The sequence below is a fragment of the Sanguibacter sp. Z41_6 genome, assembly GCF_059621145.1.
Window position 1 is genome coordinate 286803 of sequence record NZ_JCAQIF010000001.1, and the last position, 24179, is coordinate 310981.

Consider the following 24179-nt stretch of genomic DNA (forward strand, 5'->3'; position numbering starts at 1 on the left):
GGCCCGAGCGCCCACGAGGGTGGCGTCAGGCGCCGAGGCTGACCCCGGCGAGGACAGCTGCGGAGAACGCGGCGCCGATGATTCCCGTCGTCCAGGACAGTGGGACGGTGGACCGCAGGAGGGACCGGGACGGGCCGCTCCCGCGCAGCGCGGAGACCGTCGTTGCCGCAGTCCCCCGGCCTGGAACCGTGGCCCGCACCGCGGCGGCGGCGTCGAAGTACTGAGCCGCCAGCTCGTGGCGGGACGCGGCGCTGACGGTCCGGCAGGCACGGACGCCACGTCCGGTGCGCGAACGGGTGGCGGTCAGGCGAGGGGCGGACGTCAGGCTCATGAGGCGCACCCTACGGACCGGGTGAAATTGTGACGATGGGGAGAAGTACCCACGCTCCGGTGCGTCGCGCCACGGCCGGGACGGGCGACCCGTACGATCCGTGCGCTGCACGCAACGGACCGCACCGTCCCCCTGCAGTCACAGGTGCGGGCGCCCGGGCCCACCTGCCCCGACGGCGCCGGCGAGGAGCCGCGTCGCGACCTCGATGCCGTCCCCCGTCGGGTCCCCGGGCCGGACGCTGAGGACAGCACCGTCGACGAAGCGGAGCCCGTCCGCTGTCGCGTCGTCGCGGTCCCAGCCTCGGGCGCCCTGCGATCCGCTCCCCGCACCCTCGGGGACGAGCCTCCCCGCACTCTCGGGGACGAGCATCGCGACGACGTGCCACCGATGGTTGCGTGAGGACGGGCCACGGCCCGTCATGTAGGTGTACCCGAACGACACCAGCTGGCGCCCGCCGACGGCACCGGTCATCACGTGCCGCACCCTGCGGGAGGTTCCGACGGCGAACGGCGGCCCGGCCCACCGGTCCATGAGCGTCGGATCGGTCCCGTGGTACGTCCAGCCGTGCCCGGCGGCCCACTCGCGCAGGACCGCGCCGCGCCGTCGTTCCCGCCAACCGCGGCCGACGAGGACGACGAGCGCCAGGACGATCGCGGCGACCCACCACCAGGTCAGGACGTCGCCGGAGACGGACTCCCGCACGGCGGTCAGGCCAGGCCGAGGTCAGCGAGGCCGAACAGGGACAGGTACGGCACGCCGAGCGCCTCGATCTTCTCGCGGGCGCCGGTGTCGCGGTCGACGATCGTCGCGCAGCCCGCGACCGTCGCGCCGGCCGCACGCGCGGCCTCGATGGCCGCGATCGGCGACCCACCGGTCGTCGTCGTGTCCTCGACGACGACGACGCGCCGTCCCGCGACGTCGGGACCTTCGATCTGGCGCTGCATGCCGTGGGCCTTCGCGGCCTTGCGCACGACGAACGCGTCGAGATCCTGGCCGCGGCTGGCCGCGGCGTGCAGCAGGGCGGTCGCGATGGGGTCCGCTCCGAGAGTGAGACCACCGACGGCGTCGATCTCGGCGGTCCCGAGCCCGGCTTCTTCGAGGGCGTCGAGCAGGAGGTGGCCGATGAGGGGGGCCGCTCGGTGGTGGAGCGTCACACGGCGCAGGTCGACGTAGTAGTCGGCCTCCTTGCCGGAGGACAGCGTCACCTTGCCGTGCACGACGGCGAGCTCGGCGATGAGGTCACGGAGCTGCTCGCGCGGCGTGCGGGACAGGGTCGAGGAGTCTGGGTTCGTGGTCACGCACCCAGGCTAGTTGCCCGGTGCGTCGCCGCGCGTGCCCCTGCTGCCGTCCACGACCGTCTGTGCCGCGCGCACGGCGCTGCGTGGCAGGACGCGCAGCAGCCCGGCGGCCGCGCGGTAGCGCAGGCTCGGGGTGGAGATGACGGTGCCGCGACGCACGTCCGCGAGCGCGGCGGTCACGACGGCGGGTGCGTTGAGCCACGCGATCTCCGGGGTCCGCGTGGTGTCCATGCCCGCGCGCTCGTGGAACTCGGTGTGCACGAGGCCCGGGCACAGGGCGGTCGCCGTGACGCCGGTGCCGCGGAGCTCGACGGCCAGCCCTTCGGTGAAGACACGCACCCAGGCCTTGTGCGCGGAGTACGTCCCGGACGCGGTGAGCGCCGCGATCGAGGAGACGTTGAGGATCGCTCCGCGTTCCCGCGGGACCATCTGTCCCGCTGCCGCGTGGGCGAGGACCATGACGGAACGGACCATGACGTCGAGGGAGGCGATCTGCTTGTCGATGTCACCTCCGACGAACGGCTCGTGGACGCTGTACCCGGCGTTGTTGACGAGGAGGCTCACCGGGTCCGTCGTCGAACGCAGACGCTCGGCGACCTTCTCCGTCTGCTCGGCGTCGGCGAGGTCCGCCGGGAGGACCTCGACCCGGACCCCGGCGGCGGCCGTGAGCTGCCGGGCGAGACGCTCGAGGCGTTCGACGTCCCGTGCCACGAGGACGAGGTCGTGGTGCGCCGTCGCGAGCTGCCACGCGAACTCGAGGCCGAGTCCGGCGCTCGCGCCGGTAATGAGTGCCGTTGCCATGTGGACGAGGGTACCGACACGCGCTGGACGGCCGGCGGAGGTCCGCCGCTAGCCTGGTCGGCATGTCCAGGTCCCCGTCCCTGCGCGCCGTCGTCGTCGTGGCCACCGCGACGTGGTTGTCCGCACTGACCGGGTGCGGTGCGGGCACCGCGACGCCGCCGCAGGTCCCCGCACCCATGAGCCCGACGCCGACGACGGCCGAACCGGAGCCCGGCACGCCGAGCCCCGGACCCGTGTCCGCCGACCCGCAGCTCGCCTCCCTCGAGAGCGAGACGGGGACCCGGCTCGGCGTCTGGGCCCTCGACACAGGCACGGGCCGGGAGCTCGCCTACCGCGCCGACGAACGGTTCGCTCACGCATCCACCCTCAAGGTGCTGGCTGCCGGGGAGGTCCTCGCACGCAGCACACCGGCGGACCTCAGCACCGTGCGGACGTTCTCCGCGGACGATCTCGTCGCCCACTCCCCGGTCACCAGCGGGCGGGTGGCTACCGGCATGTCGTTGCGCGAGGTCGTGGACGCCGCGTTGATCCACAGCGACAACACGGCCGCGAACCTCCTGCTGGCCGAGATCGGCGGGCCCGCGGGCCTGCAGTCAGCGCTCCGTGCGGCTGGGGACGACGTCACCCAGGTGGACCGCTGGGAGCCGGACCTCAACGCGACGGTGCCGGGCGACACCCGGGACACGAGCACTCCGCGCGCGCTCGGTACCGGCCTGCAGCGGCTCGCACTCACCGACGTGCTGGCCGAGGAGTCGCTCAGCGTCCTGCTCGACGGGATGCTCGCCAGCGGGACCGGGACGGATCTCGTACGGGCCGGAGCACCAGCGGGGTGGACGGTCGCAGACCGGTCCGGGGCCGCCGCCTACGGCACCCGCAACGACGTCGCCCTCCTCTGGCCGCCCGACGCCGAGCCGATCGTCCTCGTCGTCCTCTCGGACCGGTCCGAGCCCGACGCGGTGCACGACGACGCCGTGCTCGCACGCGCGACGACCCTCACCCTCGAGGCCCTGGTCGCCGAGCACCCCGGCGGGTCCTAGTGCGCGCTCCCCGCTAGCCTGTGGGCATGCGCCTCACCACGTGGAACATCAACTCGATCCGTGCTCGCGCCGACCGTGCCGTCGCCTTCCTGGAGCGCAGCGGCACCGACGTGCTGGCCCTGCAGGAGACCAAGTGCAAGGACGCCCAGTTCCCGTTCGAGGTGTTCGAGGCCGCGGGGTACGAGGTCGCACACTTCGGGCTGAGCCAGTGGAACGGCGTCGCGCTCATCTCCCGCGTGGGGCTCGAGGACGTGGAGCTCGGGTTCCCGGACCAGCCGCACTTCGGTGAGGAGCCGCACCTCGAGGCGCGCGCCATCGGTGCGACGTGCGGCGGCGTGCGCGTGTGGAGCCTGTACGTGCCGCACGGGCGCGCGCTCGACAACCCGCACTACGAGTACAAGCTCGAGTGGTTGCGGACGCTGCGGGAGGACGCCCGCGGCTGGGTGGCCCAGGACCCTGCCGCGAAGATCGCGCTCGTCGGCGACTGGAACGTCGCGCCCCGGGACACGGACGTGTGGGACCTCGCCGTGTTCGAGGGCGCGACGCACGTGAGCCAGCCGGAGCGTGACGCGTTCGCAGCCTTCGAGGGCATCGGCTTCACCGAGGTGACCCGCGAGTTCGTCCCCGAGGACCGCAAGTACACCTACTGGGACTACCAGCAGCTGCGGTTCCCGAAGAACCAGGGCATGCGGATCGACTTCGCCTACACCTCCCCCGGGCTCACACCTGCCGTGACCGGCGTCGAGATCGACCGCAACGAGCGCAAGGGCAAGGGCGCCTCCGACCACGTCCCCGTCATCGTCGACGTCGCGACGGACTGATCGTCCGACCGTGCTTCCCCGTCGCCCGGCACCCGGGGAACGCCCATGACGTCGCTCGGGCCGGGCCGCTCCCCCTACGCAGCGCCGACGTACGGGCCCGCGGAGGGAACGCCCTCGCCCGTGCCGTCGTCGGCACCGGGCGGCACGCGGCGTCGCGGTGACGGCGCGCGGCGTCCTGCCGACGGGGCACTGCGCCCCGCCGGCCGGAACGGCCTCGCGGTCGCCGCGATCGCCGTCCCGTTCACGGCACTGGGACTCGCCGCCCTCCTCGGCGTCGTGTTCGGGATCGCCGGCCTCGGGCAGATCAGACGCGCTCGGGGCCGGGGCGATCGGCAGCGGGGTCGTGGTCTCGCGGTCGCCGGGATCGTCGTGGGCGCGACCGTCACCGCGCTCTGGGTGGCGGGCATCTGGTTCGTCGTCGACGCGGTCCGGTTCGGTGACCGCAGCGAGCTCTACTCCGACCCTGCTCGCGTCGACGCGCCGACGGAGATCTATCTGTGGGACGTCACCCCCGGCCACTGCCTCGACGCGTCGCTCGCACTTGGCAGCCGAGTCACCGTGACGCCCTGCGACGAGGCCCACACCACCGAGCTCCTGTCCCGCGTCCCGGTCCAGTCGGCACCGGGCGGCGGGTACCCCGGCCGCCCCGGGATGCAGCGCGAGGCCGCCGCCGCGTGCGAGAAGGAGCTGGCGGCCCTCCCACCCGCGTCGGCCACCCTGTTCCGGACGGTGCCGGTCGCCCCGACGTCCGGCCTGTGGGCCGACGGCGAGACGGAGGCGTGGTGCTTCGTCACGTCCAGGCACGGGCCCGTGACGGGGACGATCGCCGCGGACGACGTCGCTCTCGCACACTGATCACCCGCGGCCGCGCGATCGACGGCGCGGGGGACGGGCCCGCGGACGAGGACCAGCGACGATAGTCTTCTGAGAAGTCATCGCGTCCGCCCGGCGGACACGTCCCGAAGGCGGTCGATCACCCGTGACGTCAGTCCCTCCCCCGCCACCGCCGCCCGGGCAACCCACACCCGGCCCTCGGCGCGACGCGGTGCCACCGCCCCCGCCGCCATCGGGCACCGCCCCGCCCCCGCCCCCGCCGTCGTCGTCAGCGCCGTCGTCGTCAGCGCCGTCGTCGTCAGCGCCGTCGTCAGCGCCCGGGGCTGCGTACGGGGCTCCCGACGTCCCTGCACCCACCGCCCCCGCGGCACGTCGCCGGGGACGTCGGACCCTCCTGGTGGCGGTGGGGGTGGCCGTGATCGTGCTCGTCGGTGTCGGCGCGTTCCTCCTCCTCGACCGCGGACCGAGCATCGAGCCGCTCGAGGCCGAGGTGACGGAGGAGGTGGAGGTGTCCTCCCAGCAGGTCGTCGTCGGGAACTGCTTCGACGCACCGCGCACGGGGCGCGCCGTGGACACGGTGACGGTCGTCCCGTGCGACGAGCAGCACCCGTCGCAGGCCGTCGCGGGAGTGACGTACGACGACGCCGACGACTACCCGGGGACGCGACCGCTGCGTGAACAGCTCGCGGAGGTGTGCACCCAGGACGCCGTGAGCACAGGCACGTTCGACCCGGACGACCTCAGCTTCTCGTTGTGGTTCCCGAGCAAGGACTCGTGGGCCGACGGGGACCGGACCGGGCTGTGCGTCGTCACGACACCCGAGGGCACCACGATCGGCGAGAGCATGGCCGCGCAGCTGTGACGGGCGCCGGCCCCGGCGCTACGCCTGGGTGACCGGCAGGTAGACGCGGCCGCCGGCGTCCTCGAACTCTCTCGACTTCTCGGCCATGCCCACCTCGATGGCATCCACCGTGGTGAGTCCGTTCTTCTCGGCGTACTCGCGCACGTCCGCGGAGATCCGCATGGAGCAGAACTTCGGTCCGCACATCGAGCAGAAGTGCGCCGTCTTCGCGGGCTCGGCGGGGAGCGTCTCGTCGTGGAACGCCCGCGCGGTGTCCGGGTCGAGGGACAGGGCGAACTGGTCGTTCCAGCGGAACTCGAACCGGGCCCGGGACAACGCGTCGTCGCGCTCCTGCGCGCGCGGGTGCTGCTTGGCGAGGTCCGCGGAGTGCGCCGCGATCTTGTACGTGATGACCCCGGTCTTCACGTCGTCGCGGTCCGGCAGACCGAGGTGCTCCTTGGGCGTGACGTAGCAGAGCATCGCGGTGCCGGCCCGGGCGATGATCGCCGCGCCGATCGCCGAGGTGATGTGGTCGTAGGCCGGGGCGATGTCGGTGGCGAGCGGGCCGAGCGTGTAGAACGGCGCCTCCTCGCACAGCTCCTCCTCGAGCCGCACGTTCTCGACGATCTTGTGCATCGGCACGTGGCCGGGGCCCTCGATCATCACCTGCACGCCGTACGACTTCGCGACCCTCGTCAGCTCTCCGAGAGTGCGGAGCTCCGCGAACTGCGCGGCGTCGTTGGCGTCCGCGATGGAGCCGGGGCGCAGGCCGTCGCCGAGGGAGAACGTCACGTCGTAGCGACGGAAGATCTCGCACAGCTCGGCGAACCGGGTGTAGAGGAACGACTCCTCGTGGTGCGCCAGGCACCACGCCGCCATGATCGCACCACCGCGGGAGACGATCCCGGTGACCCGGCGGGCGGTGAGCGGGATGTAGCGCAGCAGCACCCCGGCGTGCACGGTCATGTAGTCGACGCCCTGCTCGCACTGCTCGATCACCGTGTCCCGGTACACCTCCCACGTGAGCTTCGCGGGGTCGCCCTTGACCTTCTCCAGCGCCTGGTAGATCGGCACCGTGCCGACGGGGATCGGGGAGTTGCGCATGATCCACTCGCGCGTGGCGTGGATGTCCTTGCCCGTGGACAGGTCCATGAGGGTGTCCGCCCCCCACCGGGCTGCCCACACCATCTTCTCGACCTCCTCCTCGATGGAGGACGTCACCGCGGAGTTGCCGATGTTCGCGTTGATCTTCACGGCGAACGCCTTGCCGATGACCATCGGCTCGAGCTCGGGGTGGTTGCGGTTCGCGGGGATGACCGCGCGCCCGCGTGCCACCTCCGAGCGGACGAGCTCCGGGTCGACGCCCTCGCGGGCCGCGGCGATCCGCATCTCCGGCGTGAGGATCCCGGCACGGGCCCACGCGAGCTGGGTGCTCGCACCGTCGACCGGCTCGGGCCGTTCCCATGCGTCGCGCGTCGGGGCCAGACCCGCGACGACGTCGATCGCCGGGGCGTCCGGGGAGTCGTCCGTGTACGGGCCGGACGTGTCGTAGAGGTCGAGGTGCTCGCCGTTGCTGAGGTTGACCCGGCGGACGGGGAACGTCAGGCCCGGTGCGTCCGGGACGGGCAGGTACACCTTCGACGATCCCGCGATGGGACCCGTGGTGACGGTCTGGGTGGTGACAGGCGTGCGCGCAGCATCCATCGTGCTCATCGAGCTTCTCCCTACGCCGGCATGATCCGGACAGGTTCGAACGGTCGGCGGCGCTGAGCCGCCCTCTCAGCTCGCTGCTGCGAGCTCCCGTGCATGTGTGGTTGTCCGGACACCGTACCCCAAACCGGGCACCCGCTCAGGCAGTAGTCTCGACGATGACGACGCGCGCATCTCCGCGGCGAGCATCGTGGCCCACCACCGGCAGGAGCAGACATGCGTGGGACAGCAGCAGCCGTCTGGCAGACCGTCCGCGCCGAGCGCCGCCGCCTCGTCGCGGACCTCACCGGGCTCCGCGGCGAGCAGTGGCGCGCACCGTCGCTCTGCCCGGGCTGGGACGTGCACGACGTCGTCGCGCACCTCGTGGACACCGCGCGCACCGGCCGCGTCTCGTTCGTCCGCGACCTCGTCGCCGCCCGCATGGACTTCGACCGCGCCAACGAGCGTGGCATCGCACGCCAGAGGCGGGCGGACCCCCGCGAGACGCTCCACGCCCTCGAGCAGGCTGCTGACCTCACCCGGACACCGCCGGTCAATATCGCGACGCGGCTCGTCGAGGCGATCGTCCACGGCGAGGACGTGCGGCGACCGCTCGGCATCGTCGGGACGTACCCGCCCGACGACGTCGGGGCCGCGCTGGCGTACCAGCTGCGCACCCCCGTGTCGTTCGGGGGCGGAAAGGAACGAGCCGCCGGGCTGCAGCTCGTCGACGCACGCACCGGCGCCACCTGGGGGACGGGCGACGAGGTCCGCGGCGACCCGCTCGACCTCCTCATGGCCGTCTCGGGCCGCCCCCTCGACCCCGACCTGCTGGTCGGCCCTGGCGCCCAGCACCTCACGGCCGCCCCAGGACCCACCCGACCCGGAGGAGAGTAGACATGGCCACGCGCGACGACGACCACCTCTGGACCCTGGTCCACGCCGAACGGGCCGCGCTGGCCGACGACCTCGCGAGCCTGGGTGACGACCAGTGGCGGCACAGCACCCTGTGCGGAGCGTGGGACGTCGAGGACGTCGTCGCCCACCTCGTCGCCGCCGCGAGCACCGGGACGTGGAGGTGGGTTCGCAGCATCGTCGGCGCACGCTTCCGCGTCGAGGTGCACAACGACCGCCGGATGCGCGAGCACCGCGGGAGCACACCGGCCGAGACGCTCGCCCGGTTCCGCGCTGTCGTCCCGAGCACGACCGCGGCGACGAGCCACACCCCGGCCTACCTCGGCGAGGTCCTCGTGCACGCCCAGGACATCCGCCGCCCGCTGGGACTCTCCCCGACCCCGAGCATCGAGGCACTGACGCCCGTCGCAGAGTTCTACGCGCGGCGCGACTTCGCCGTGCCGAGCCGCACGCACACGGCCAGCCTCGAGCTGCGTGCCGACGACGGGCCGTTCCACGCCGGCTCCGGGCCCCTCGTCTCCGGTCCGACGCTCGCCCTCCTCATGACCATGGCCGGTCGGCCCGCCTACCTCGACGAGCTCACCGGCCCCGGAGTGCCCGAGATCCGCCGCCGCATCACCTGAACGTCAGGCGTCCTGAGCTCGCCCGCACGGAGGTCCGGTCAGCGCACCGTGAGGACCAGGCCGCCGGACTGGGCCGAGCTGGGACCGGCCACCGCGTCGTCCGCGCCGTCGACGAGCACCTGCTCCGCGCCGACGTCGACCGGGTGGTCGACGACGACGGTCGCCCCGTCGCCCACCTCGCCCGAGAGCATGAGCCGGGCGAGCTGGTCGCCGATCTGCCGCTGCACGAGGCGACGCAGGGGCCGCGCCCCGTACGTCGGGTCGAACCCTTCGATGGCGAGCCACTCGCGCGCCGCCTGGGTGACGTCCAGGACGATGCGACGCGACTCGAGGCGCTTCGCGAGCTCCGCCACCTGGAGGTCGACGATCCGTGCGAGGTCGTCGAGACCGAGGGCGTCGAACATCACGATCTCGTCGAGGCGGTTGAGGAACTCCGGCTTGAACGCGTCGCGGACCGCCGCCATGACGGCCTCCCGGCGCGCGGCGTCGTCGAGCAGCGGGTCGACGAGGTACTGGGACCCGAGGTTGGAGGTGAGCACGAGGATGACGTTGCGGAAGTCGACCGTGCGCCCCTGGCCGTCGGTGAGCCGCCCGTCGTCGAGCACCTGCAGGAGGATGTCGAACACCTCGGGGTGCGCCTTCTCCACCTCGTCGAGGAGCACGACGGAGTACGGACGCCGCCGGACGGCCTCGGTGAGCTGACCGCCCTCCTCGTAGCCGACGTACCCGGGAGGCGCACCGACGAGCCGGGCGACGCTGTGCTTCTCGCTGTACTCCGACATGTCGATGCGGACCATCGCGCGCTCGTCGTCGAACAGGAAGTCGGCGAGCGACTTCGCCAGCTCGGTCTTGCCGACGCCGGTGGGACCGAGGAAGAGGAACGAGCCCGTGGGCCGGTTGGGGTCCGACACCCCGGCGCGGGCACGACGCACCGCGTCGGACACGGCCGCGACGGCGGCCTTCTGGCCGATGAGGCGCTGGCCGATGATCTCCTCCATCGACAGGAGCTTCTTGCTCTCGCCCTGGAGCAGGCGGCCCGCGGGGATGCCCGTCCAGGCCGAGACGACCTCGGCGATCTCGTCCGCGCCCACCTTGTCACCGACGAGGCGGGGCAGCGCGTCCTCGTCCGACTCGGCCTCCCGCTCGGCCTCCTCGGCTCCGGCCAGCTCCTTCTCGAGTGCCGGGAGCTCGCCGTACCGGATGCGCGACGCCGTCTCGAGGTCGCCCTCGCGCTCGGCGCGGTCCCGCTGGGACTCGAGCTCGTCCTTGCGCTTGCGCAGCTCGCCGACGCGGTTGAACCCGCCCTTCTCCGCCTGCCAGCGGGCGGTGAGGGCCGCGAGCTCCTCGCGTCGGTCGGCCAGGGTGGCGCGCAGCTCCGTGAGCCGCTGCTTCGAGGCGTCGTCCTCAGCCTTGGACAGCGCGAGCTCCTCCATCTCGAGGCGCGTCACGGCTCGCTGGAGGGTGTCGATCTCCGTCGGGGACGAGTCCATCTCCATGCGCAGCCGGGACGCGGCCTCGTCGACGAGGTCGATCGCCTTGTCGGGCAGCTGGCGCCCGCTGATGTACCGGTCGGAGAGCGTGGCCGCCGCGACGAGCGCGGCGTCGGAGATCGTCACCCGGTGGTGCGCCTCGTAGCGGGAGTTCAGACCACGCAGGATGGCGATGGTGTCCTCGACCGAGGGCTCACCGACGAACACCTGCTGGAACCGCCGCTCGAGGGCCGGGTCCTTCTCGATGCTCTCGCGGTACTCGTCGAGCGTCGTGGCGCCCACGAGGCGCAGCTCGCCCCGGGCGAGCATCGGCTTGAGCATGTTCCCGGCGTCGATGGACGAGTCCCCGCCACCACCACCCGCGCCGACCACCGTGTGCAGCTCGTCGATGAAGGTGACGACCTCACCGTCGGACCCCTTGATCTCCTCGAGCACCGCCTTGAGGCGCTCCTCGAAGTCGCCCCGGTACTTGGCGCCCGCGAGCATCGCGGCGAGGTCGAGCGAGATGAGGCGCTTGCCCTTGAGGGAGTCCGGGACGTCGCCCGCGACGATGCGCTGGGCCAGCCCTTCGACGACTGCCGTCTTGCCGACGCCGGGCTCGCCGATGAGGACGGGGTTGTTCTTCGTGCGCCGCGAGAGCACCTGGACGACGCGTCGGATCTCGGCGTCCCGCCCGACGACGGGGTCGAGCCGACCTTCGCTCGCCGCCTGCGTGAGGTCGAGACCGTACTGCTCGAGCGCCTTGTACGTGCCCTCGGGGTTGGGTGAGGTGACGCGCTTGTTACCGCGCACCGCGGGGATCGCAGCAGCGAGCGCGTCCCGGGTGACCCCCGCACGACGCAGCAGGTCCGCGGTGGGGGACGGCGCCGCCGCGAGCCCGAGGAGCAGGTGCTCGGTGGAGAGGTACTCGTCGGTGAGGTCGGACGCCTCGGTGCGCGCGTGCTTGAGCACTGCGGTGAGGGCGGGCGAGACCGTCGGCTCCGCGACAGCGTTGCCGGTGACCGTCGGGAGAGCGACGAGGGCACGGCGGACGTCGGCGCCGATCGCCTGCGGGTCCGCACCGATCTCGCGCAGGAGACCGGGAGTGGTGCCCGTGGTCTGGGCGAGCAGGGCGGCGAGCAGGTGGACGGGCTCCACCTGCGGGTTGCCCGCGGCGGTCGCCGACTGGATCGCCTCCCCCAGCGCCTGCTGGGACAAGGTGGTCAGGTGAGCATCCATGGATCCTCCAGCTGGTCGTGCACGGTGTGGCTGAACTTGAGTCTAATTCACTCAACTTCGCCCTGCCAGGGATGACACACCCGACCAGCCCTCCACCTCCCCGCCCCGGCTCGTCCGCGGGAACCGGGCAGACTGGGGAGAACTACCCTCACCCGCTCTCCGGCGGCTGCGCAGGGCCATGCTGTGGAAGAGTTGACCCAGCGCCGAGCAGCACCACCGATCCGGCCCGCCGGCTGCTCGCGGAGACCGAAGGATGACCATGAAGAAGATGACCGCTGTGGCGGCCACCGCCGCCATCGCCCTGAGCCTCAGCGGGTGCATGCGCATGCACACGGCCATGACCATCAACGACGACGACACCGTCAGCGGATCGATCATCATGGCCGTCGAGGACCAGGTGATCGAGGACGCCGGCATGACCACCGACGAGTTCTGGGAGATGTACGGCTCCGACTTCGAGAGCGACATGCCCGAGGAGATGACCTCCACGGACTACGCCGAGGACGGCTACACCGGCAAGGAGCTCTCGTTCGAGGAGCTGCCCCTCGACGAGTTCGAGGGCGCGGACGACTCGCTGTCCATCACCCGGGAGGGCGACGAGTACGTCGTCTCCGGCACGCTCGACCTCGCCGAGGAGATGGGCACCGACATGGGTGACCTCGAGGGCGCGGACGACGACGTCGCCGCCGAGATGCAGGACATGCTCGACTCGATCGACATCCAGTTCATGGTGACGTTCCCCGGCGAGGTCACCGAGGCCACCGGCGAGATCGACGGCAGCACGGTCACCTGGACGGCCGTCTACGGTGAGGTGCTCGAGATGTCGGCCCGCGGCCCGGTCGACGGCGGCGACGCACCGGCCGACGACACGAGCTCCGAGGCGGACGAGGACTCCGACGACGGCAACGGCTGGGTCCTGTGGCTCGTCATCGGCATCGTCGTGCTCGCGCTCGCCGGGCTCGTCACGTGGTTCCTCCTGCGCAACAAGAACAAGAACGGCGGCAACGGCCCCACCGGCGGCCAGGGCCAGTGGGGTCAGCAGCAGTACGGTCAGCCCGGCCAGCCGCAGTACGGCCAGCCCGGCCAGCCGCAGTACGGCCAGCCCGGCCAGCCCCAGCAGTTCGGTCAGCCCGGTCAGCCGCAGCAGTTCGGCCAGCCCGGCCAGCCGCAGCAGTTCGGTCAGCCTGGCCAGCCCGGCCAGCCCGGCCAGCCCGGCCAGTTCGGCCAGCCGCAGCCCCCGCAGCAGGGGCAGCCGCCCCAGCAGCCGTGGGGATCGCAGTAAGCGTCCGCCAGGGCACGACACAGCACGATGAGTGACACCGGTCCGGGGACCACGCCGTACGCGGCGTGGTCCCCGGACGTGCTCGGTGACGAGTGGGTGGCTCGCACCCTCGAGCTCACGCCCGATGACGAAGGCCCCGTCGTCGCGACGCTCGTGCGGCGCGCCGGCACCCCTCGGGGGCGACGCGCCGTCCTGTACGTCCACGGGTTCGTCGACTACTTCTTCCAGGCGCACACCGCCGCGCAGCTCGAGCACCACGGGTTCGACTTCTACGCCCTCGACCTGCGCAAGTACGGGCGCTCGCTGCGCAGCCACCAGACACCCAACGACGTCCGCGAGCTCGCCGCGTACGCCGAGGAGCTCGACCTCGCCGCGAGCATCATCCGGGCCGAGGGCCACACCGAGCTCGTCGTCGTCGGGCACTCCACGGGTGGTCTCGTCACGAGCCTCTGGGCGAACGCGCGGACCCGCCCCGGACAGCCGCGCGTCGTCGACGCGCTCGTGCTCAACAGCCCGTGGTTCGACCTCAACAAGCCGTGGTTCCATCGCGTCGTCGCGACGCGCCTCATCGCCGCCGCCGCGTCGGTCACCCCGCGACTCGTCGTCGGGAACCTCGCGCCGCACTACGGACGCGCCCTGCACGCGGACAGCGGCGGCGAGTGGACGTACGACCTCGCCTGGAAACCGCACGAAGGGTTCCCCGCCCGCGCCGCGTGGGTCCGCGCGATCCGCCGGGGACACGGACGCATCGCTGCAGGCCTCGACATCCGGTGCCCCGTGCTCGTCCTCACCTCTGGGGCGACCGGAGACGCCACGCGGTGGCACGACGCGATCCTCGCCACCGACAGCGTGCTCGACGTCGAGCAGATCGCCGCCCGCGCACCGGGCCTCGGCCCGGACGTCACGCTCGTGCGCATCGAGGGCGGAGCGCACGACCTCGCTCTCTCCGCCCGACCCGCACGGGACGCCTATCACGCGGCCGTCGTGAGCTGGCTCGACGAGACGCTCGGCCCGCGCGGACGCTAGACCGGGCTGCCGACCTGGCTAGACCGGGCTGCCAACCTGCCCGCGCGACGCGGACGCTCGCGTCAGCGTCCCGGTTGCGTCAGGCGCGTCTGTGCCTCAGCCGACCTCGTTCCGCGGCCGCTGCTCCTGGTCCTGGGTGAGCTCGTCGACGACGAGCTCGTCGCTCGGCACCTTGCCCGTGCGGTACCCCGCCCGGCCGACCATGTGCGCCGCGACCGGCGCCGTGAGCAGCTGGAAGACCGCGATGAGCACGAGCATCCCCACGACCTGGAGGTTGCGGACCCGCAGCGCCTCCCCCGTGAGCAGGAGGATGAGGCCGAGCACCTGCGGCTTGGTCCCCGCGTGCATGCGGGCCAGGAGGTTCGGGAACCTCAGCACGCCCACCCCCGCCGCGAACGCGAGGAACGCCCCGGAGAGCAGGCACACCGCCGCTGCGACGTCCGCCACCACCGACCAGCTCATCGGTCACCCACCTCGTCGTCGTCCGTCGCAGCAACCGGCGTGTGCAGGGCGTCGTCATCCGTCGCGGCGCCCCGGAGGCCGGCCTCAGCGGCGTCCTTCTCCGCCTCCTCGAGCGCGAGCTCCTCGGGCGTCCGGATGCGCCCCTCACCCTCCGGCTCGATCGCGGCGAACCGCGCGATGGCCACGGACCCGACGAAGCCGACCATCGCGAGGACCACGAGGACCGGCAGGGTGTCGGTGCGCCGGGTCAGGGCCGACTCGACGACGATCGCGCCGACGACAGCGGTGACGAACACGTCGAGCGCGACCGTGCGGTCGAGCATGCTCGGCCCACGCTCGGCCCGGACGAGTGCGAGGATCGCGGCGCCCGCGAGCAGCACCCCGCAGATGATGGCGACGGCGGTCATGGGCGCACCTCCGGGCTGGACGGGGCGGGCGCGGGCCGCCCGCGCGTGGGCCTCGGGCTGACCCCGGCACGGCTCAGCTCCTCGTCGGACGCCAGGGCGCGCAGCACGCGACGCTCGAGCGACAGGACGTCAGAGCGGACCTTCTCGATCCCGCCGTACGCCTCGATGTCGAGGACGTGCAGGTAGAGCATCCCGGTGAGCCGGTGCGCCTCGATGACGAGGGACCCGGGCACGAGAGAGCTGAGCTCCGCGACGAGGGTGAGGTAGAGGTCGGAGGAGCTGCGCAGCCGCACCCCGACCACGGCGCCCCGCGGCACGTGACCGAACCGGAACGCCTGCAGGCTCACCTGGACCGACGCGACGACGAGGTCGAGACCGAACTTCGCGACGAGGACGAGCAGGCTCAGCGGGCGCACCGTGCCGTGGTACCCGATCGGGGGCAACGGCATCAGGAGGGTCACGCAGAGCCCGATCGCGAGACCGGACACGACGTTCGCCCACGACAGGTCGCCCCACAGCAGCACCCAGACGAGCGCGAGCCCGACGATGGCGGGCCACTGGGCGGCGAGCCGTCGGCGACGACGATGGATCGTCATGCGTCCTCCTCAGCGGTCTCGGTCGACTCCCCCTGGCCCCGGCCGTCGGAGCCGAGCACCTCGTCGATGTAGTTCGCCGGGTCGAGCAGCGTCTTCCCGGCACGGTCCGCGTAGGAGTACAGGGGTCCGGCGACGACGGTGAGCGCCAGGCCGAGCGCCACGAGGACCGCCGTGGGGCCCACCATCGTGCGCGGCAACGTGGCGTCGGGGATCTCCTCCGGCGGTGTCTGCCAGAACGCCTTGTTCCACGCCTTGACGATCGCGTACAGCGTGAGCAGCGACGTCACGACGCTCCCGATGACGAGCGTGTACGCCAGGGGGGTGCCGTGGGCGACGCCGGCCTCGAGCAGTCCCACCTTGCCGAGGAACCCGGACATGGGCGGGATCCCTGCGAGGTTCATCGCCGGGATGAAGAACAGCACCGCGAGGCCGGGAGCGATCTTCGCGAGCCCACCGAGACGGTCGAGCGACGTCGTGCCGCCACGACGCTCCACGAGACCGACGACGAGGAAGAGCGTCGTCTGGACGGTGATGTGGTGGGCCACGTAGAAGATCGAGGCACCCAGCCCGGCCTGGCTCGCGAGAGCGATGCCGAAGATCATGTACCCGATGTGGCTCACGAGGGTGAACGACAGCAGTCGTTTGATGTCGTTCTGCGCGACGGCGCCGAGGATCCCGACGATCATCGTCGCGAGCGAGAGCCACAGCAGCACCGTGTCGAGGCGCCCGTCGGGGAACAGCAGCGTCTGGGTCCGCATGATCGCGTACACGCCGACCTTGGTGAGCAGGCCCGCGAAGACCGCGGTGACCGGGGCCGGGGCCGTCGGGTAGGAGTCCGGCAGCCAGGCCGACAGCGGGAAGATCGCGGCCTTGATGCCGAACGCGAGCAGCAGCATGAGCTGGAGCGTCAGCCGCACACCCGAGTCGATCTCGGGGAGCCGTTGGGCCAGCTGCGCCATGTTCACCGTGCCGGTCGCGGCATAGATGAGGGCGATCGCGACGAGGAAGATGATCGACGACAGCAGGGCCACGACGACGTAGATCGACCCCGCGCGGATGCGCTCGCCCGTCCCCCCGAGAGTGAGCAGCACGTAGCTCGCCGCGAGGAGGATCTCGAAGCCGACGTAGAGGTTGAACAGGTCCCCTGCCAGGAAGGCGTTGGACACGCCTGCCGCGAGGACGAGGTACGTCGGGTGGTAGATGGAGACCGGTGCCGCCTCGTCGCCGTCGCTCACACCCTGACCGAGCGAGTACAGCAGGACGCAGAGCATCACGGTGCTCGAGACGACGAGCATGAGCGAGGAGAGGCGGTCGGCGACGAGGTTGATGCCGACCGGCGCCGACCATCCGCCGACGTCGACGACGACCGGTCCGGAGTCGGCGAGCACGAGCAGCGCCGCGCCGGCGGCGAGCATGAGGGTGAGCGCGACGACGCTGATGACCCGCTGCGCCCGCGGGTGCCGGTACATCGCGAGGGCGAGCCCGGCCGCGAACAACGGCATGACGACCGGCAGGGGGACGAGCCAGGACATGTCGTTCATACGGTCGGCCGTCCCGTCTCGTCGCGCGCCGCGGCGGCTTCCTCGTCGATGGTCTCCGTGCTCTCACCGGCGTCGAGGTCCGTGAAGGACGGTGCGTTCTTCGCGGCGAGCCGCACGATGCGGCGGTCCTCGACGTCGTCCTGGACCTCGTCGTTGCCGTTGAGCTGCCACGACCGGTACGCCATGGCCAGCACGAACGCCGTGAGCGCGAGGGTGATGACGATCGCGGTGAGCACCATCGCCTGCGGCAGGGGGTCGCTCATGTCCGCGGTCTCGGTGACCCCCACGAGCGGGGCGTGGCCCGCCCGCCCGCTCGCCACGAGGAACAGGAGGTTCGCGCCGTTGCCGAGCAGGATGAAGCCGAGCAGCACACGGGTGAGGCTGCGCTCGAGGAGCAGGTACACCCCGGAGATGAAGAGCGCGCCGATCGCGAGCACGAGCACGATGTTGGGGCTCATGTCGATGTTCACTGCTCCACCTCCGCGTCAGCGCTCTCCGGTTCCGAGCCCAGGTCCTCCGTGTCGGAGTCCGAGCCGTCGGCGTGCCGGTCGATCTCGACACCGAGGGTGCGCAGGATGTCGAGGATGAGGCCGATGACGACGAGCAGCACCCCGAGGTCGAAGAACAACGAGGTGACGAGCTTGACGTGGCCCAGCAGCGGGACGTCGACCTCGAGGATGACGCTCTGCAGCACCTCCGCGCCGAGGATGAGGGCGAAGAGGCCGACGCCGGCAGACAGGAAGAGCCCTGTGCCGAGCAGCAGACCGGGCTGCACCGGCAGGGCCTCGCCGAGCTCGTACCTGCCACCTGCGAGGTAGCGGATGATCAGCGCGATCCCGACGACGATCCCTGCGGCGAAACCACCCCCGGGGGCGTTGTGGCCGGAGAACAGGAGGAACAGCGCGAAGACGATCATCGAGTGGAACAGCAGCCGGGTGACGACCTCGAAGATCACCGACCGGCGGACGGGAGCGAGCGTCCGTCCGCCCGGGAGCCACACCCGGTGCCGGGCATCGTTCGGAAGGGGCGCGACCGGCTTCGCCTCCAGGCTCGCGAACGACCGGGTGTCCCGGGCGTCGACGTTGCTGCCGTCCGCGGGCTCGGCCCATCCCTTGTGGTACCACGACGAGCTCTCGTCGCTCACCGGCTGGGCGCGCAGGATCTCCCCGCCGCGACGCCGGATGAACACGAGCGACGCGACACCGGTCGCCGCGACGAGCAGCACCGAGATCTCCCCCATCGTGTCCCAGGCGCGGATGTCGACGAGCGTGACGTTGACGATGTTGCGTCCGCCGCCGAACTCGTAGGCCTCCTCGGGGAAGTCCACCGAGACGGGGTCGTGGATGCGGACGCCCGGCGCGACGAGCGCGAGCCCCATGACGACGACACCCACCGCGACCGCGATGGCCAGCCGCACCCACCGGGTCATGGCGAGCGGCCGGTAGGAGAAGTACGGCGGAAGCCGGCGCAGGACGAGCACCATGACGACGAGCGTCACCGTCTCGACGAGCACCTGCGTGAGCGCGAGGTCCGGTGCACCGTGCAGGAGGAACAGCAGCGCGACGGCGTACCCCGCGAAGCCCACGAGGAGCACGGCCTTGAGGCGGCGGCGCGAGCGTGCCGCGAGGGTCACGGCGACGATGATGATGAGCACCGGCGCGACCTGCGCCGGGGTGTCCCAGAGCCGGACCGCGTCGGGCGGGCCTGTCTGCGTGAGGAGCACGACGCCCGGCCCGGCGACGAGCACCATGAGGATCGCGCCGAGGTAGAACGGGAGCGAGCCGCGCTGCGTCAGGGCGGTGACGTCGGCAGCGAAGTCGTCGAGCACACGCATGAACCGGCGGTACGCGCGGTCGGCGTCGCCGACGTGCGGCAGGGCGGCCTGGAGACGCTCGACGGCGCGGCGCCGCCAGAACAGCAGCGCGCCGGTACCGAGGATGAGCGCTGTGAGCCCGAGCGCCGGCCCGACGCCCGCCCACAGGACGAGGTGGCCGTCGTCGCCCGAGGGGTAGAGCTTGGCCTGGGGCTGGAGCAACGCGTCGCCCACCTGGGGCACGAGGGCGGCCGCCAGGCCGCCGATCGCGAGCACGAGTGGCGGCAGGACGAGGAGCAGTGGCTGCCGGGAGATCTCCGTGGGGTCGATGAGCCCGGTCTCGACCTCGCCGCCCTCCGGGGTGCGCGGCGCGATGGCGATCGCGGGGTTGTCGGACTTCGAGGCGAACGCGCCCCAGAAGAACCGCAGCCCGTAGGCGACGGTGAGGATGGAGCCGAGCACGACGGCCACGATGACCACCCACCCGACCCACGGCTCGCCGCCCGGGACGCCGTCGTGCAGCAGGGACTCGAGGAGGGACTCCTTCGCGACGTAGCCGGCGAACGGCGGCAGGCCGATCATCGACGCCGTCGCGAGCCCACCGGCGACGGCGGTCATGGGCAGGGCGCGCCCGACGCCGGTGAGGCGCCGCAGGTCGCGGGTGCCGGTCGCGGCGTCGATGACGCCGACGGTGAGGAAGAGCGCCGCCTTGAACATCGCGTGCGCGCCGATCATGGCGAGCCCGGCGAGCGCGGCGCCCCGCGTGCCGAGCCCGACGAGCAGCACGATGAGGCCCAGCTGGCTCACGGTGCCGTAGGCGAGGACGAGCTTGAGGTCGTTCTGCCGCAACGCCCGGTACCCCCCGAGCAGCAGCGTGCCGCAGCCGAGGACGACGATGATCCCGACCCAGACGGACAGGTCGGAGTAGGCGGGCGCGAACCGGGCGACGAGGTAGACGCCGGCCTTGACCATGGCCGCGGCGTGCAGGTAGGCGCTGACCGGCGTGGGTGCAGCCATCGCCGCGGGCAACCAGAAGTGCACCGGGATGAGCGCGGACTTCGTCGCGGCACCCACGAGCAGGCACACGACGGCGGCGGTGACCGCGGTGCCCGCGGGCGGGTCGGCGAGGAGACCGGAGAGGCTGAACCCGGTCGGTGCGGTCATCCCGAGAATCACCACCCCCACGAGCATCGCCAGACCGCCCGCGGTCGTGATGACGATGGCCTGCATGCCCGCCCGGCGGCTCGCCTTGCGGTCGTGGTAGTGACCGATGAGCAGGTAGGAGAAGACGGTCGTGAGCTCCCAGAAGACGAACAGCAGGAGCATGTCGTCCGCGGTGACGAGGCCCACCATCGAGCCCGCGAACGCGACGAGGATCCCGCCGAACCGCCCGAGCGACGAGGCTGCGGCGGCGAAGTACGCGGAGCAGTAGGCGAGCACGAGGGCCCCGACGCCACCGACGATGACGAGCATGAGCCACGACAACGTGTCCATGCGGAAGGAGATCTCCATGCCGAGCACGGGGATCCACTCGATCATCTCGACCGGGTGCTCCCCGTCCATGACGCGGCCGGTCCAGGTGAGGGCGTAGACGGAGGCCGACGCGGGCGCGAGCGCCATGATGAGGAACGCTCTGCGGCCCAACCAGGAGACGAGAGCGGGCGCGGCTAGTGCCAAGACAACGTGGGCAACGAGCAGTATCAGCACGTCCGCTCCGTCCTGTTGGGCGGTGGTCGGTCAACCCACGCTGCGCCGGGGCACGGCGCACCTGTGGGGGGTGTGGAGTTGTGGAGGTTCCCGAAGAGTTTACCAACCGTTGAAGCAGGTCAGCGCGCGAGGAAAGCGGTCCTCACGGGGAGAAGCGTCACATGCCGGTCGGGGACCTCAGAGGTCCTCGGGGTCGAGGAGGAACTCGTCCTGGTCGACGACGAGCCCACCCACGGCTCCGTGCACGGCGCGAGCGAGTCGCGCGACGACGCCTGCGGCGCGCGTCCGCGAACGTCGCAGGTCGAACGACGGCACCTCGCGCTGCCAGTCGACGAGGTCCTCAGGGGTCCACCGGACGAGGTACGCGACAGCTCCCTGCGCTGCCCACGAGCAACCGCTGAGAGCCGTCGGGACGGTCTCCACACCCCCGACCTCGACGGTGACGAGACCGTCACGGCCGAGATCGACCTCGACGCCGTACCCGCTGAGCAACGGCGGATGGGACATGGCCTCGACGTCGAACTCGTCCGCGCGCTCGTGCAGGGCGGCGAGCTGTTCGGCGGTGAGCGGGCTGTCGGGGAGGGCGGGCACGATCCCGGTCGTCGCGGGCGGGCCGGCCCAGGGCAGACCGAGGCTGGAGAGCTGCGCACCGGGATGGGCCGCCTGGCACACGTTGAGCGCCGCGTCCGGGTCGAGCCAGACGCCGGAGTACAGCGCGATGTCGACGGCGACGGCCGGGTCAGGCGTGAGGAGGCTGGTCGCCCCGTCACCGACGGAGAACACGACGGACCCACCGAGCCGGCGGGCGACGGCGACGAGCCACGTGACGACGCGCCACTCCTCGCGCACGGGCAGGCCCGCCGCGAAGACGCGTGCGAGGCCGTCCCGGTCTCCTCCACCCTGGTAGGGCGCCGCGCCTCGCTCCCGCGGGCTCTGCACGTCGTACACCATCGACACCGCCCGGCCGAAGCCGAGGGGCGAACCGTCTGCGGCCACCGGCGCGTACGGACCTCTGACGACCGTGTGCCGGGAGGTGCGCAGCGCCCCGGGGTCGAGCTCCGGCGCACCGGCCGCACCGTGCTCTGCCGGCTCGGACTCCCACCGGGTCGCCGGGAACCGCGAGAGCGCGAGCGCCTCGATCTCGAACGGCGCGACGTCGTCCGGGACCCCGAGGAGGTGCCGTTCGTAGAGGTTCGCGATCGGCAGGGTCGAGGTGGGTGGGAGCGGGGACAGGATCGGCGCCGGCGGCAGCGTGCTCATGACTCAGACGTCGCTGCGATGGAAGTTCTGCGACGAGCGGGAGGCCGTCGGCCCCCGCTGGCCCTGATAGCGCGAGCCGTACCGCTCGGAGCCGTAGGGGTGCTCGGCGGGCGACGAGAGACGGAAGAAGCACAGCTGGCCGATCTTCATCCCGGGCCACAGGAGGATGGGCAGCGTCGCGACGTTGCTCAGCTCGAGCGTCACGTGCCCGGAGAAGCCCGGGTCGATGAAGCCCGCGGTCGAGTGGGTGAGCAGCCCCAGGCGACCGAGCGAGGACTTGCCCTCGAGGCGGGCTGCGACGTCGTCGGGCAGCGTGACGGCCTCGAACGTGGAACCGAGGACGAACTCGCCCGGGTGCAGCACGAACGGCTCGTCCGGCTCGGCCTCCACGAGCCTCGTGAGATCGGGCTGGTCAGCCGCCGGGTCGATGAACGGGTACTTGTGGTTGTCGAACAACCGGAAGAGGCGGTCGAGGCGGACGTCGATGCTCGACGGCTGGATCATGGCCTCGTCGCACGGCTCGAGCCGGACGCGCCCGGTGGACAGTTCATCGCGGATGTCGCGGTCGGAGAGCAGCACGGTGCAACGGTAGCGGCTCACTCCCTCGTGGCAACCCCCCTTGACGTCGCTGCCCGGGGAGCGCCCCTCCGGACGGCGCCTGCTGCGGCCGACCCGAGCGCGCGGTCAGTCCCGCAGCGGGCGGCCCGTCGCGTCGTGGGAGTAGGTGCCCTGCTTCGCGGTGAGGTAGAGGATGCCCTCGATGAATCCCCACAGGGACGCGGCGCCGAACGTCAGGACGGACGCGACGATCTGGACGACACCGATGCCGACATACCCGAGGTAGAAGCGGTGGAGCCCCAGTCCGCCGGCAAAGATGCCGAGCAGCCCGGCGACGAGCCGCGACTTCGCGTACGGGTCCTGGGGTGCCCACGGGTTGTTCGGGGCGAATCCGCCCGGCGCAGCACCCTGGTAGGGGTAGCCACCCGGCTGGAAGCCCCCTGGTTGGGAGCCGCCTGGCTGGTAGCCGCCTGGCTGGTAGCCACTGGGCTGGTAGCCACCTGGCTGGTAGCCGCCCGGCTGCTGCGGCGGAGACTGCGGGTTCGGGGTCGTCCCCGGAGTCTGCTTGCGCAGCCAGTCGGGTTGTCCCTGCCCCGTCGGACCCGTGCCGTACGAGCCGCTGCCGGGTGTGCTCACTTCGCACCGTCCTGTCGTATGGGTATGATCGTGTTCGCGTTCCACGGGCGTCAGGGCTCCTGCCCTACCTGCCCGGGCGTCATGCGGATGTAGTTCAATGGTAGAACTTCAGCTTCCCAAGCTGATAGCGCGGGTTCGATTCCCGTCATCCGCTCGGTGTGCACGATGGGCCGGTCCTCACTGAGGACCGGCCCATCGTCGTTCGTGGTGAGTGCTCCGAACGCCGGGCGCGTCGAAGGCCCCGCACCCTAGGTTGGATGCGGGGCCGTCGACGCCCTGGGAGGTTCAGGCCGAGGCGCGGGAGCTCTCGGGGGCGGAGCCGGCGCGGGCAGCACCGGCAGTCTGGGAGGCGTCGGAGTCGATGCGGCGCAGTGCTACTCCGGTGAGGGCGAACAGGACGCCCATGCCACCGGCGAAGGCTGCGACACCGAAGGCGATGACCGAGGTGAAGAGGGAGGACCGCAGGAACGAGGCGTTCATGACCGTGGCGCGGACCGGGTCTTCCTTGTCGAGCTCCGCGTAGGTGCTGCCGTTGGACGATGCGAGCGCGTGCTCGTTGATGATGTCTGCCTGCACGAACGCGTCGAGCGGGCCGTTGACGGTCTTGCCACCGAATGCCATGGCGTCGTCCGGGATGACGATCTGCTCCGCGACGAGCTGGCTGCGGACGGTCACCCAGGTGGCGACTCCGCCGACCACGAGCAGGAGCCCGGCGACGATGAGGAGGGTTCCGATGAGCCGGACAGGCTTGCTGATGTTCATGGTCGTGCCTTTCCCAGGGGGTCCGAGTGCCGGCGACCGGCTGTTCCTCGTGAGTGCGTCTGTCGCCCTCTGGTAGTAAGCATCCTGCACGTGGACAAGGCTTTCCCGGGCCCTAGGTCCCGGTCGCCTGCGACGACCGGGTGAGGTCTTTAGACGTCATCTGCGCGCGCCGCAAGAGGTTGTCCGTACGAGTTCTCCGTCCACACCCCTCCACAGACTTATCCACACCCT

The 24179-nt window shown here is 71.7% G+C and carries 24 protein-coding genes, 1 tRNA gene and 1 riboswitch; of the genes, 9 read left to right on the forward strand and 16 right to left on the reverse strand.

Features of this window, described 5'->3' with window-relative positions:
• Positions 1-25: 25 nt before the first annotated feature.
• The 4 genes from AC54T1_RS01350 to AC54T1_RS01365 all read right to left on the reverse strand — a co-directional run bounded on the left by AC54T1_RS01350 (position 26) and on the right by AC54T1_RS01365 (position 2430).
• Positions 26-331 carry a hypothetical protein gene (locus tag AC54T1_RS01350; RefSeq protein WP_484343541.1) on the reverse strand — a complete coding sequence of 102 codons (306 nt, stop codon included), beginning with the start codon at positions 329-331 and terminating at the stop codon, positions 26-28.
• A 138-nt stretch (positions 332-469) separates the two neighbouring features.
• Positions 470-1033, reverse strand: coding sequence for a hypothetical protein (locus tag AC54T1_RS01355; protein ID WP_496910749.1), 564 nt, complete (start codon positions 1031-1033; stop codon positions 470-472).
• Positions 1034-1038: 5 nt separating this feature from the next.
• Positions 1039-1629 (reverse strand): orotate phosphoribosyltransferase, encoded by a 591-nt coding sequence (gene pyrE / locus AC54T1_RS01360; protein WP_484343543.1) that lies wholly within the window; start codon positions 1627-1629, stop codon positions 1039-1041.
• A 9-nt stretch (positions 1630-1638) separates the two neighbouring features.
• Positions 1639-2430: an SDR family NAD(P)-dependent oxidoreductase gene (locus AC54T1_RS01365; protein WP_484343544.1), complete on the reverse strand. Its 792-nt coding sequence runs from the start codon at positions 2428-2430 to the stop codon at positions 1639-1641.
• 62 nt (positions 2431-2492) lie between these two features.
• On the opposite strand from AC54T1_RS01365, the gene bla reads away from it, so the two are divergent.
• The 4 genes from bla to AC54T1_RS01385 all read left to right on the forward strand — a co-directional run bounded on the left by bla (position 2493) and on the right by AC54T1_RS01385 (position 5984).
• Entirely contained in the window at positions 2493-3467 is a 975-nt protein-coding gene (gene bla / locus AC54T1_RS01370; protein ID WP_484343545.1) for a class A beta-lactamase, read from the forward strand.
• A 26-nt stretch (positions 3468-3493) separates the two neighbouring features.
• On the forward strand, positions 3494-4288 hold the full coding sequence (locus tag AC54T1_RS01375) for an exodeoxyribonuclease III (protein WP_484343546.1): 795 nt from the start codon (positions 3494-3496) through the stop codon (positions 4286-4288).
• 45 nt (positions 4289-4333) lie between these two features.
• On the forward strand, positions 4334-5143 hold the full coding sequence (locus AC54T1_RS01380; protein WP_484343547.1) for a DUF4190 domain-containing protein: 810 nt from the start codon (positions 4334-4336) through the stop codon (positions 5141-5143).
• Positions 5144-5531: 388 nt separating this feature from the next.
• Positions 5532-5984, forward strand: coding sequence for a septum formation family protein (locus AC54T1_RS01385; RefSeq protein WP_484343548.1), 453 nt, complete (start codon positions 5532-5534; stop codon positions 5982-5984).
• A gap of 18 nt (positions 5985-6002) precedes the next feature.
• Here the strand turns inward: AC54T1_RS01385 and thiC are convergent, their stop codons facing one another.
• Positions 6003-7676, reverse strand: a complete 1674-nt coding sequence (thiC, locus tag AC54T1_RS01390; protein ID WP_496910750.1) for a phosphomethylpyrimidine synthase ThiC — start codon at positions 7674-7676, stop codon at positions 6003-6005.
• A riboswitch (TPP riboswitch) is annotated at positions 7668-7777 on the reverse strand. (Overlaps the previous gene by 9 nt.)
• Positions 7778-7889: 112 nt before the next feature.
• Here thiC and AC54T1_RS01395 point away from each other — a divergent pair.
• Both AC54T1_RS01395 and AC54T1_RS01400 read left to right on the forward strand, forming a co-directional pair.
• Positions 7890-8549 carry a maleylpyruvate isomerase family mycothiol-dependent enzyme gene (locus tag AC54T1_RS01395; RefSeq protein WP_496910751.1) on the forward strand — a complete coding sequence of 220 codons (660 nt, stop codon included), beginning with the start codon at positions 7890-7892 and terminating at the stop codon, positions 8547-8549.
• A gap of 2 nt (positions 8550-8551) precedes the next feature.
• Positions 8552-9190 carry a maleylpyruvate isomerase family mycothiol-dependent enzyme gene (locus AC54T1_RS01400; RefSeq protein WP_484343551.1) on the forward strand — a complete coding sequence of 213 codons (639 nt, stop codon included), beginning with the start codon at positions 8552-8554 and terminating at the stop codon, positions 9188-9190.
• A gap of 38 nt (positions 9191-9228) precedes the next feature.
• Here the strand turns inward: AC54T1_RS01400 and clpB are convergent, their stop codons facing one another.
• Positions 9229-11898 carry an ATP-dependent chaperone ClpB gene (gene clpB, locus AC54T1_RS01405; protein WP_484343552.1) on the reverse strand — a complete coding sequence of 890 codons (2670 nt, stop codon included), beginning with the start codon at positions 11896-11898 and terminating at the stop codon, positions 9229-9231.
• A 259-nt stretch (positions 11899-12157) separates the two neighbouring features.
• Here clpB and AC54T1_RS01410 point away from each other — a divergent pair, with 259 nt between their 5' ends.
• Together AC54T1_RS01410 and AC54T1_RS01415 are read left to right on the forward strand one after the other, a co-directional pair.
• Positions 12158-13180, forward strand: a complete 1023-nt coding sequence (locus AC54T1_RS01410; RefSeq protein WP_496910752.1) for an LppM family (lipo)protein — start codon at positions 12158-12160, stop codon at positions 13178-13180.
• Between the two features lie 27 nt (positions 13181-13207).
• Complete coding sequence (locus AC54T1_RS01415; RefSeq protein ID WP_496910753.1) at positions 13208-14206, forward strand: alpha/beta hydrolase; 999 nt, start codon at positions 13208-13210, stop codon at positions 14204-14206.
• 96 nt (positions 14207-14302) lie between these two features.
• Here AC54T1_RS01415 and mnhG read toward each other — a convergent pair whose 3' ends face one another.
• The 9 genes from mnhG to AC54T1_RS01460 all read right to left on the reverse strand — a co-directional run bounded on the left by mnhG (position 14303) and on the right by AC54T1_RS01460 (position 23186).
• Positions 14303-14668: a monovalent cation/H(+) antiporter subunit G gene (gene mnhG, locus AC54T1_RS01420; protein WP_496910754.1), complete on the reverse strand. Its 366-nt coding sequence runs from the start codon at positions 14666-14668 to the stop codon at positions 14303-14305.
• Complete coding sequence (locus AC54T1_RS01425; protein ID WP_496910755.1) at positions 14665-15075, reverse strand: MrpF/PhaF family protein; 411 nt, start codon at positions 15073-15075, stop codon at positions 14665-14667. The genes mnhG and AC54T1_RS01425 overlap by 4 nt, the downstream gene beginning before the upstream one ends.
• Positions 15072-15671, reverse strand: a complete 600-nt coding sequence (locus tag AC54T1_RS01430; RefSeq protein WP_484343557.1) for a Na+/H+ antiporter subunit E — start codon at positions 15669-15671, stop codon at positions 15072-15074. The genes AC54T1_RS01425 and AC54T1_RS01430 overlap by 4 nt, the downstream gene beginning before the upstream one ends.
• Positions 15668-17212: a Na+/H+ antiporter subunit D gene (locus AC54T1_RS01435; protein ID WP_484343558.1), complete on the reverse strand. Its 1545-nt coding sequence runs from the start codon at positions 17210-17212 to the stop codon at positions 15668-15670. Before AC54T1_RS01435 ends, AC54T1_RS01430 begins: the two co-directional genes overlap by 4 nt.
• Positions 17209-17670 carry a Na(+)/H(+) antiporter subunit C gene (locus tag AC54T1_RS01440; protein ID WP_484344234.1) on the reverse strand — a complete coding sequence of 154 codons (462 nt, stop codon included), beginning with the start codon at positions 17668-17670 and terminating at the stop codon, positions 17209-17211. Before AC54T1_RS01440 ends, AC54T1_RS01435 begins: the two co-directional genes overlap by 4 nt.
• An 8-nt stretch (positions 17671-17678) precedes the next feature.
• Entirely contained in the window at positions 17679-20732 is a 3054-nt protein-coding gene (locus AC54T1_RS01445; protein ID WP_496910756.1) for a Na+/H+ antiporter subunit A, read from the reverse strand.
• A gap of 177 nt (positions 20733-20909) precedes the next feature.
• Positions 20910-21992: a hypothetical protein gene (locus AC54T1_RS01450; protein ID WP_496910757.1), complete on the reverse strand. Its 1083-nt coding sequence runs from the start codon at positions 21990-21992 to the stop codon at positions 20910-20912.
• Positions 21993-21995: 3 nt separating this feature from the next.
• Positions 21996-22571: a dCTP deaminase gene (gene dcd, locus AC54T1_RS01455; protein ID WP_484343561.1), complete on the reverse strand. Its 576-nt coding sequence runs from the start codon at positions 22569-22571 to the stop codon at positions 21996-21998.
• A gap of 105 nt (positions 22572-22676) precedes the next feature.
• Complete coding sequence (locus tag AC54T1_RS01460) at positions 22677-23186, reverse strand: TM2 domain-containing protein (protein WP_496910758.1); 510 nt, start codon at positions 23184-23186, stop codon at positions 22677-22679.
• An 83-nt stretch (positions 23187-23269) separates the two neighbouring features.
• Here AC54T1_RS01460 and AC54T1_RS01465 point away from each other — a divergent pair.
• Positions 23270-23340: transfer RNA gene (locus tag AC54T1_RS01465), tRNA-Gly, on the forward strand.
• 131 nt (positions 23341-23471) lie between these two features.
• Here AC54T1_RS01465 and AC54T1_RS01470 read toward each other — a convergent pair.
• Positions 23472-23948 carry an aromatic ring-opening dioxygenase LigA gene (locus AC54T1_RS01470; RefSeq protein WP_484343563.1) on the reverse strand — a complete coding sequence of 159 codons (477 nt, stop codon included), beginning with the start codon at positions 23946-23948 and terminating at the stop codon, positions 23472-23474.
• Between the last annotated feature and the right edge of the window lie 231 nt (positions 23949-24179).

Bases quoted from the DNA above. Each gene is read 5' to 3' on its own strand.
- thiC (WP_496910750.1), bottom strand. From the start codon at position 7,676: ATGAGCACGATGGATGCTGCGCGCACGCCTGTCACCACCCAGACCGTC.
- AC54T1_RS01375 (WP_484343546.1), top strand. From the start codon at position 3,494: ATGCGCCTCACCACGTGGAACATCAACTCGATCCGTGCTCGCGCCGAC.
- AC54T1_RS01430 (WP_484343557.1), bottom strand. From the start codon at position 15,671: ATGACGATCCATCGTCGTCGCCGACGGCTCGCCGCCCAGTGGCCCGCC.
- mnhG (WP_496910754.1), bottom strand. From the start codon at position 14,668: ATGAGCTGGTCGGTGGTGGCGGACGTCGCAGCGGCGGTGTGCCTGCTC.
- clpB (WP_484343552.1), bottom strand. From the start codon at position 11,898: ATGGATGCTCACCTGACCACCTTGTCCCAGCAGGCGCTGGGGGAGGCG.
- AC54T1_RS01350 (WP_484343541.1), bottom strand. From the start codon at position 331: ATGAGCCTGACGTCCGCCCCTCGCCTGACCGCCACCCGTTCGCGCACC.
- AC54T1_RS01435 (WP_484343558.1), bottom strand. From the start codon at position 17,212: ATGAACGACATGTCCTGGCTCGTCCCCCTGCCGGTCGTCATGCCGTTG.
- AC54T1_RS01470 (WP_484343563.1), bottom strand. From the start codon at position 23,948: ATGAACATCAGCAAGCCTGTCCGGCTCATCGGAACCCTCCTCATCGTC.
- AC54T1_RS01450 (WP_496910757.1), bottom strand. From the start codon at position 21,992: ATGAGCACGCTGCCGCCGGCGCCGATCCTGTCCCCGCTCCCACCCACC.
- AC54T1_RS01400 (WP_484343551.1), top strand. From the start codon at position 8,552: ATGGCCACGCGCGACGACGACCACCTCTGGACCCTGGTCCACGCCGAA.
- AC54T1_RS01425 (WP_496910755.1), bottom strand. From the start codon at position 15,075: ATGACCGCCGTCGCCATCATCTGCGGGGTGCTGCTCGCGGGCGCCGCG.
- AC54T1_RS01395 (WP_496910751.1), top strand. From the start codon at position 7,890: ATGCGTGGGACAGCAGCAGCCGTCTGGCAGACCGTCCGCGCCGAGCGC.
- AC54T1_RS01440 (WP_484344234.1), bottom strand. From the start codon at position 17,670: ATGAGCCCCAACATCGTGCTCGTGCTCGCGATCGGCGCGCTCTTCATC.
- AC54T1_RS01410 (WP_496910752.1), top strand. From the start codon at position 12,158: ATGAAGAAGATGACCGCTGTGGCGGCCACCGCCGCCATCGCCCTGAGC.
- AC54T1_RS01415 (WP_496910753.1), top strand. From the start codon at position 13,208: ATGAGTGACACCGGTCCGGGGACCACGCCGTACGCGGCGTGGTCCCCG.
- bla (WP_484343545.1), top strand. From the start codon at position 2,493: ATGTCCAGGTCCCCGTCCCTGCGCGCCGTCGTCGTCGTGGCCACCGCG.
- AC54T1_RS01365 (WP_484343544.1), bottom strand. From the start codon at position 2,430: ATGGCAACGGCACTCATTACCGGCGCGAGCGCCGGACTCGGCCTCGAG.
- AC54T1_RS01380 (WP_484343547.1), top strand. From the start codon at position 4,334: ATGACGTCGCTCGGGCCGGGCCGCTCCCCCTACGCAGCGCCGACGTAC.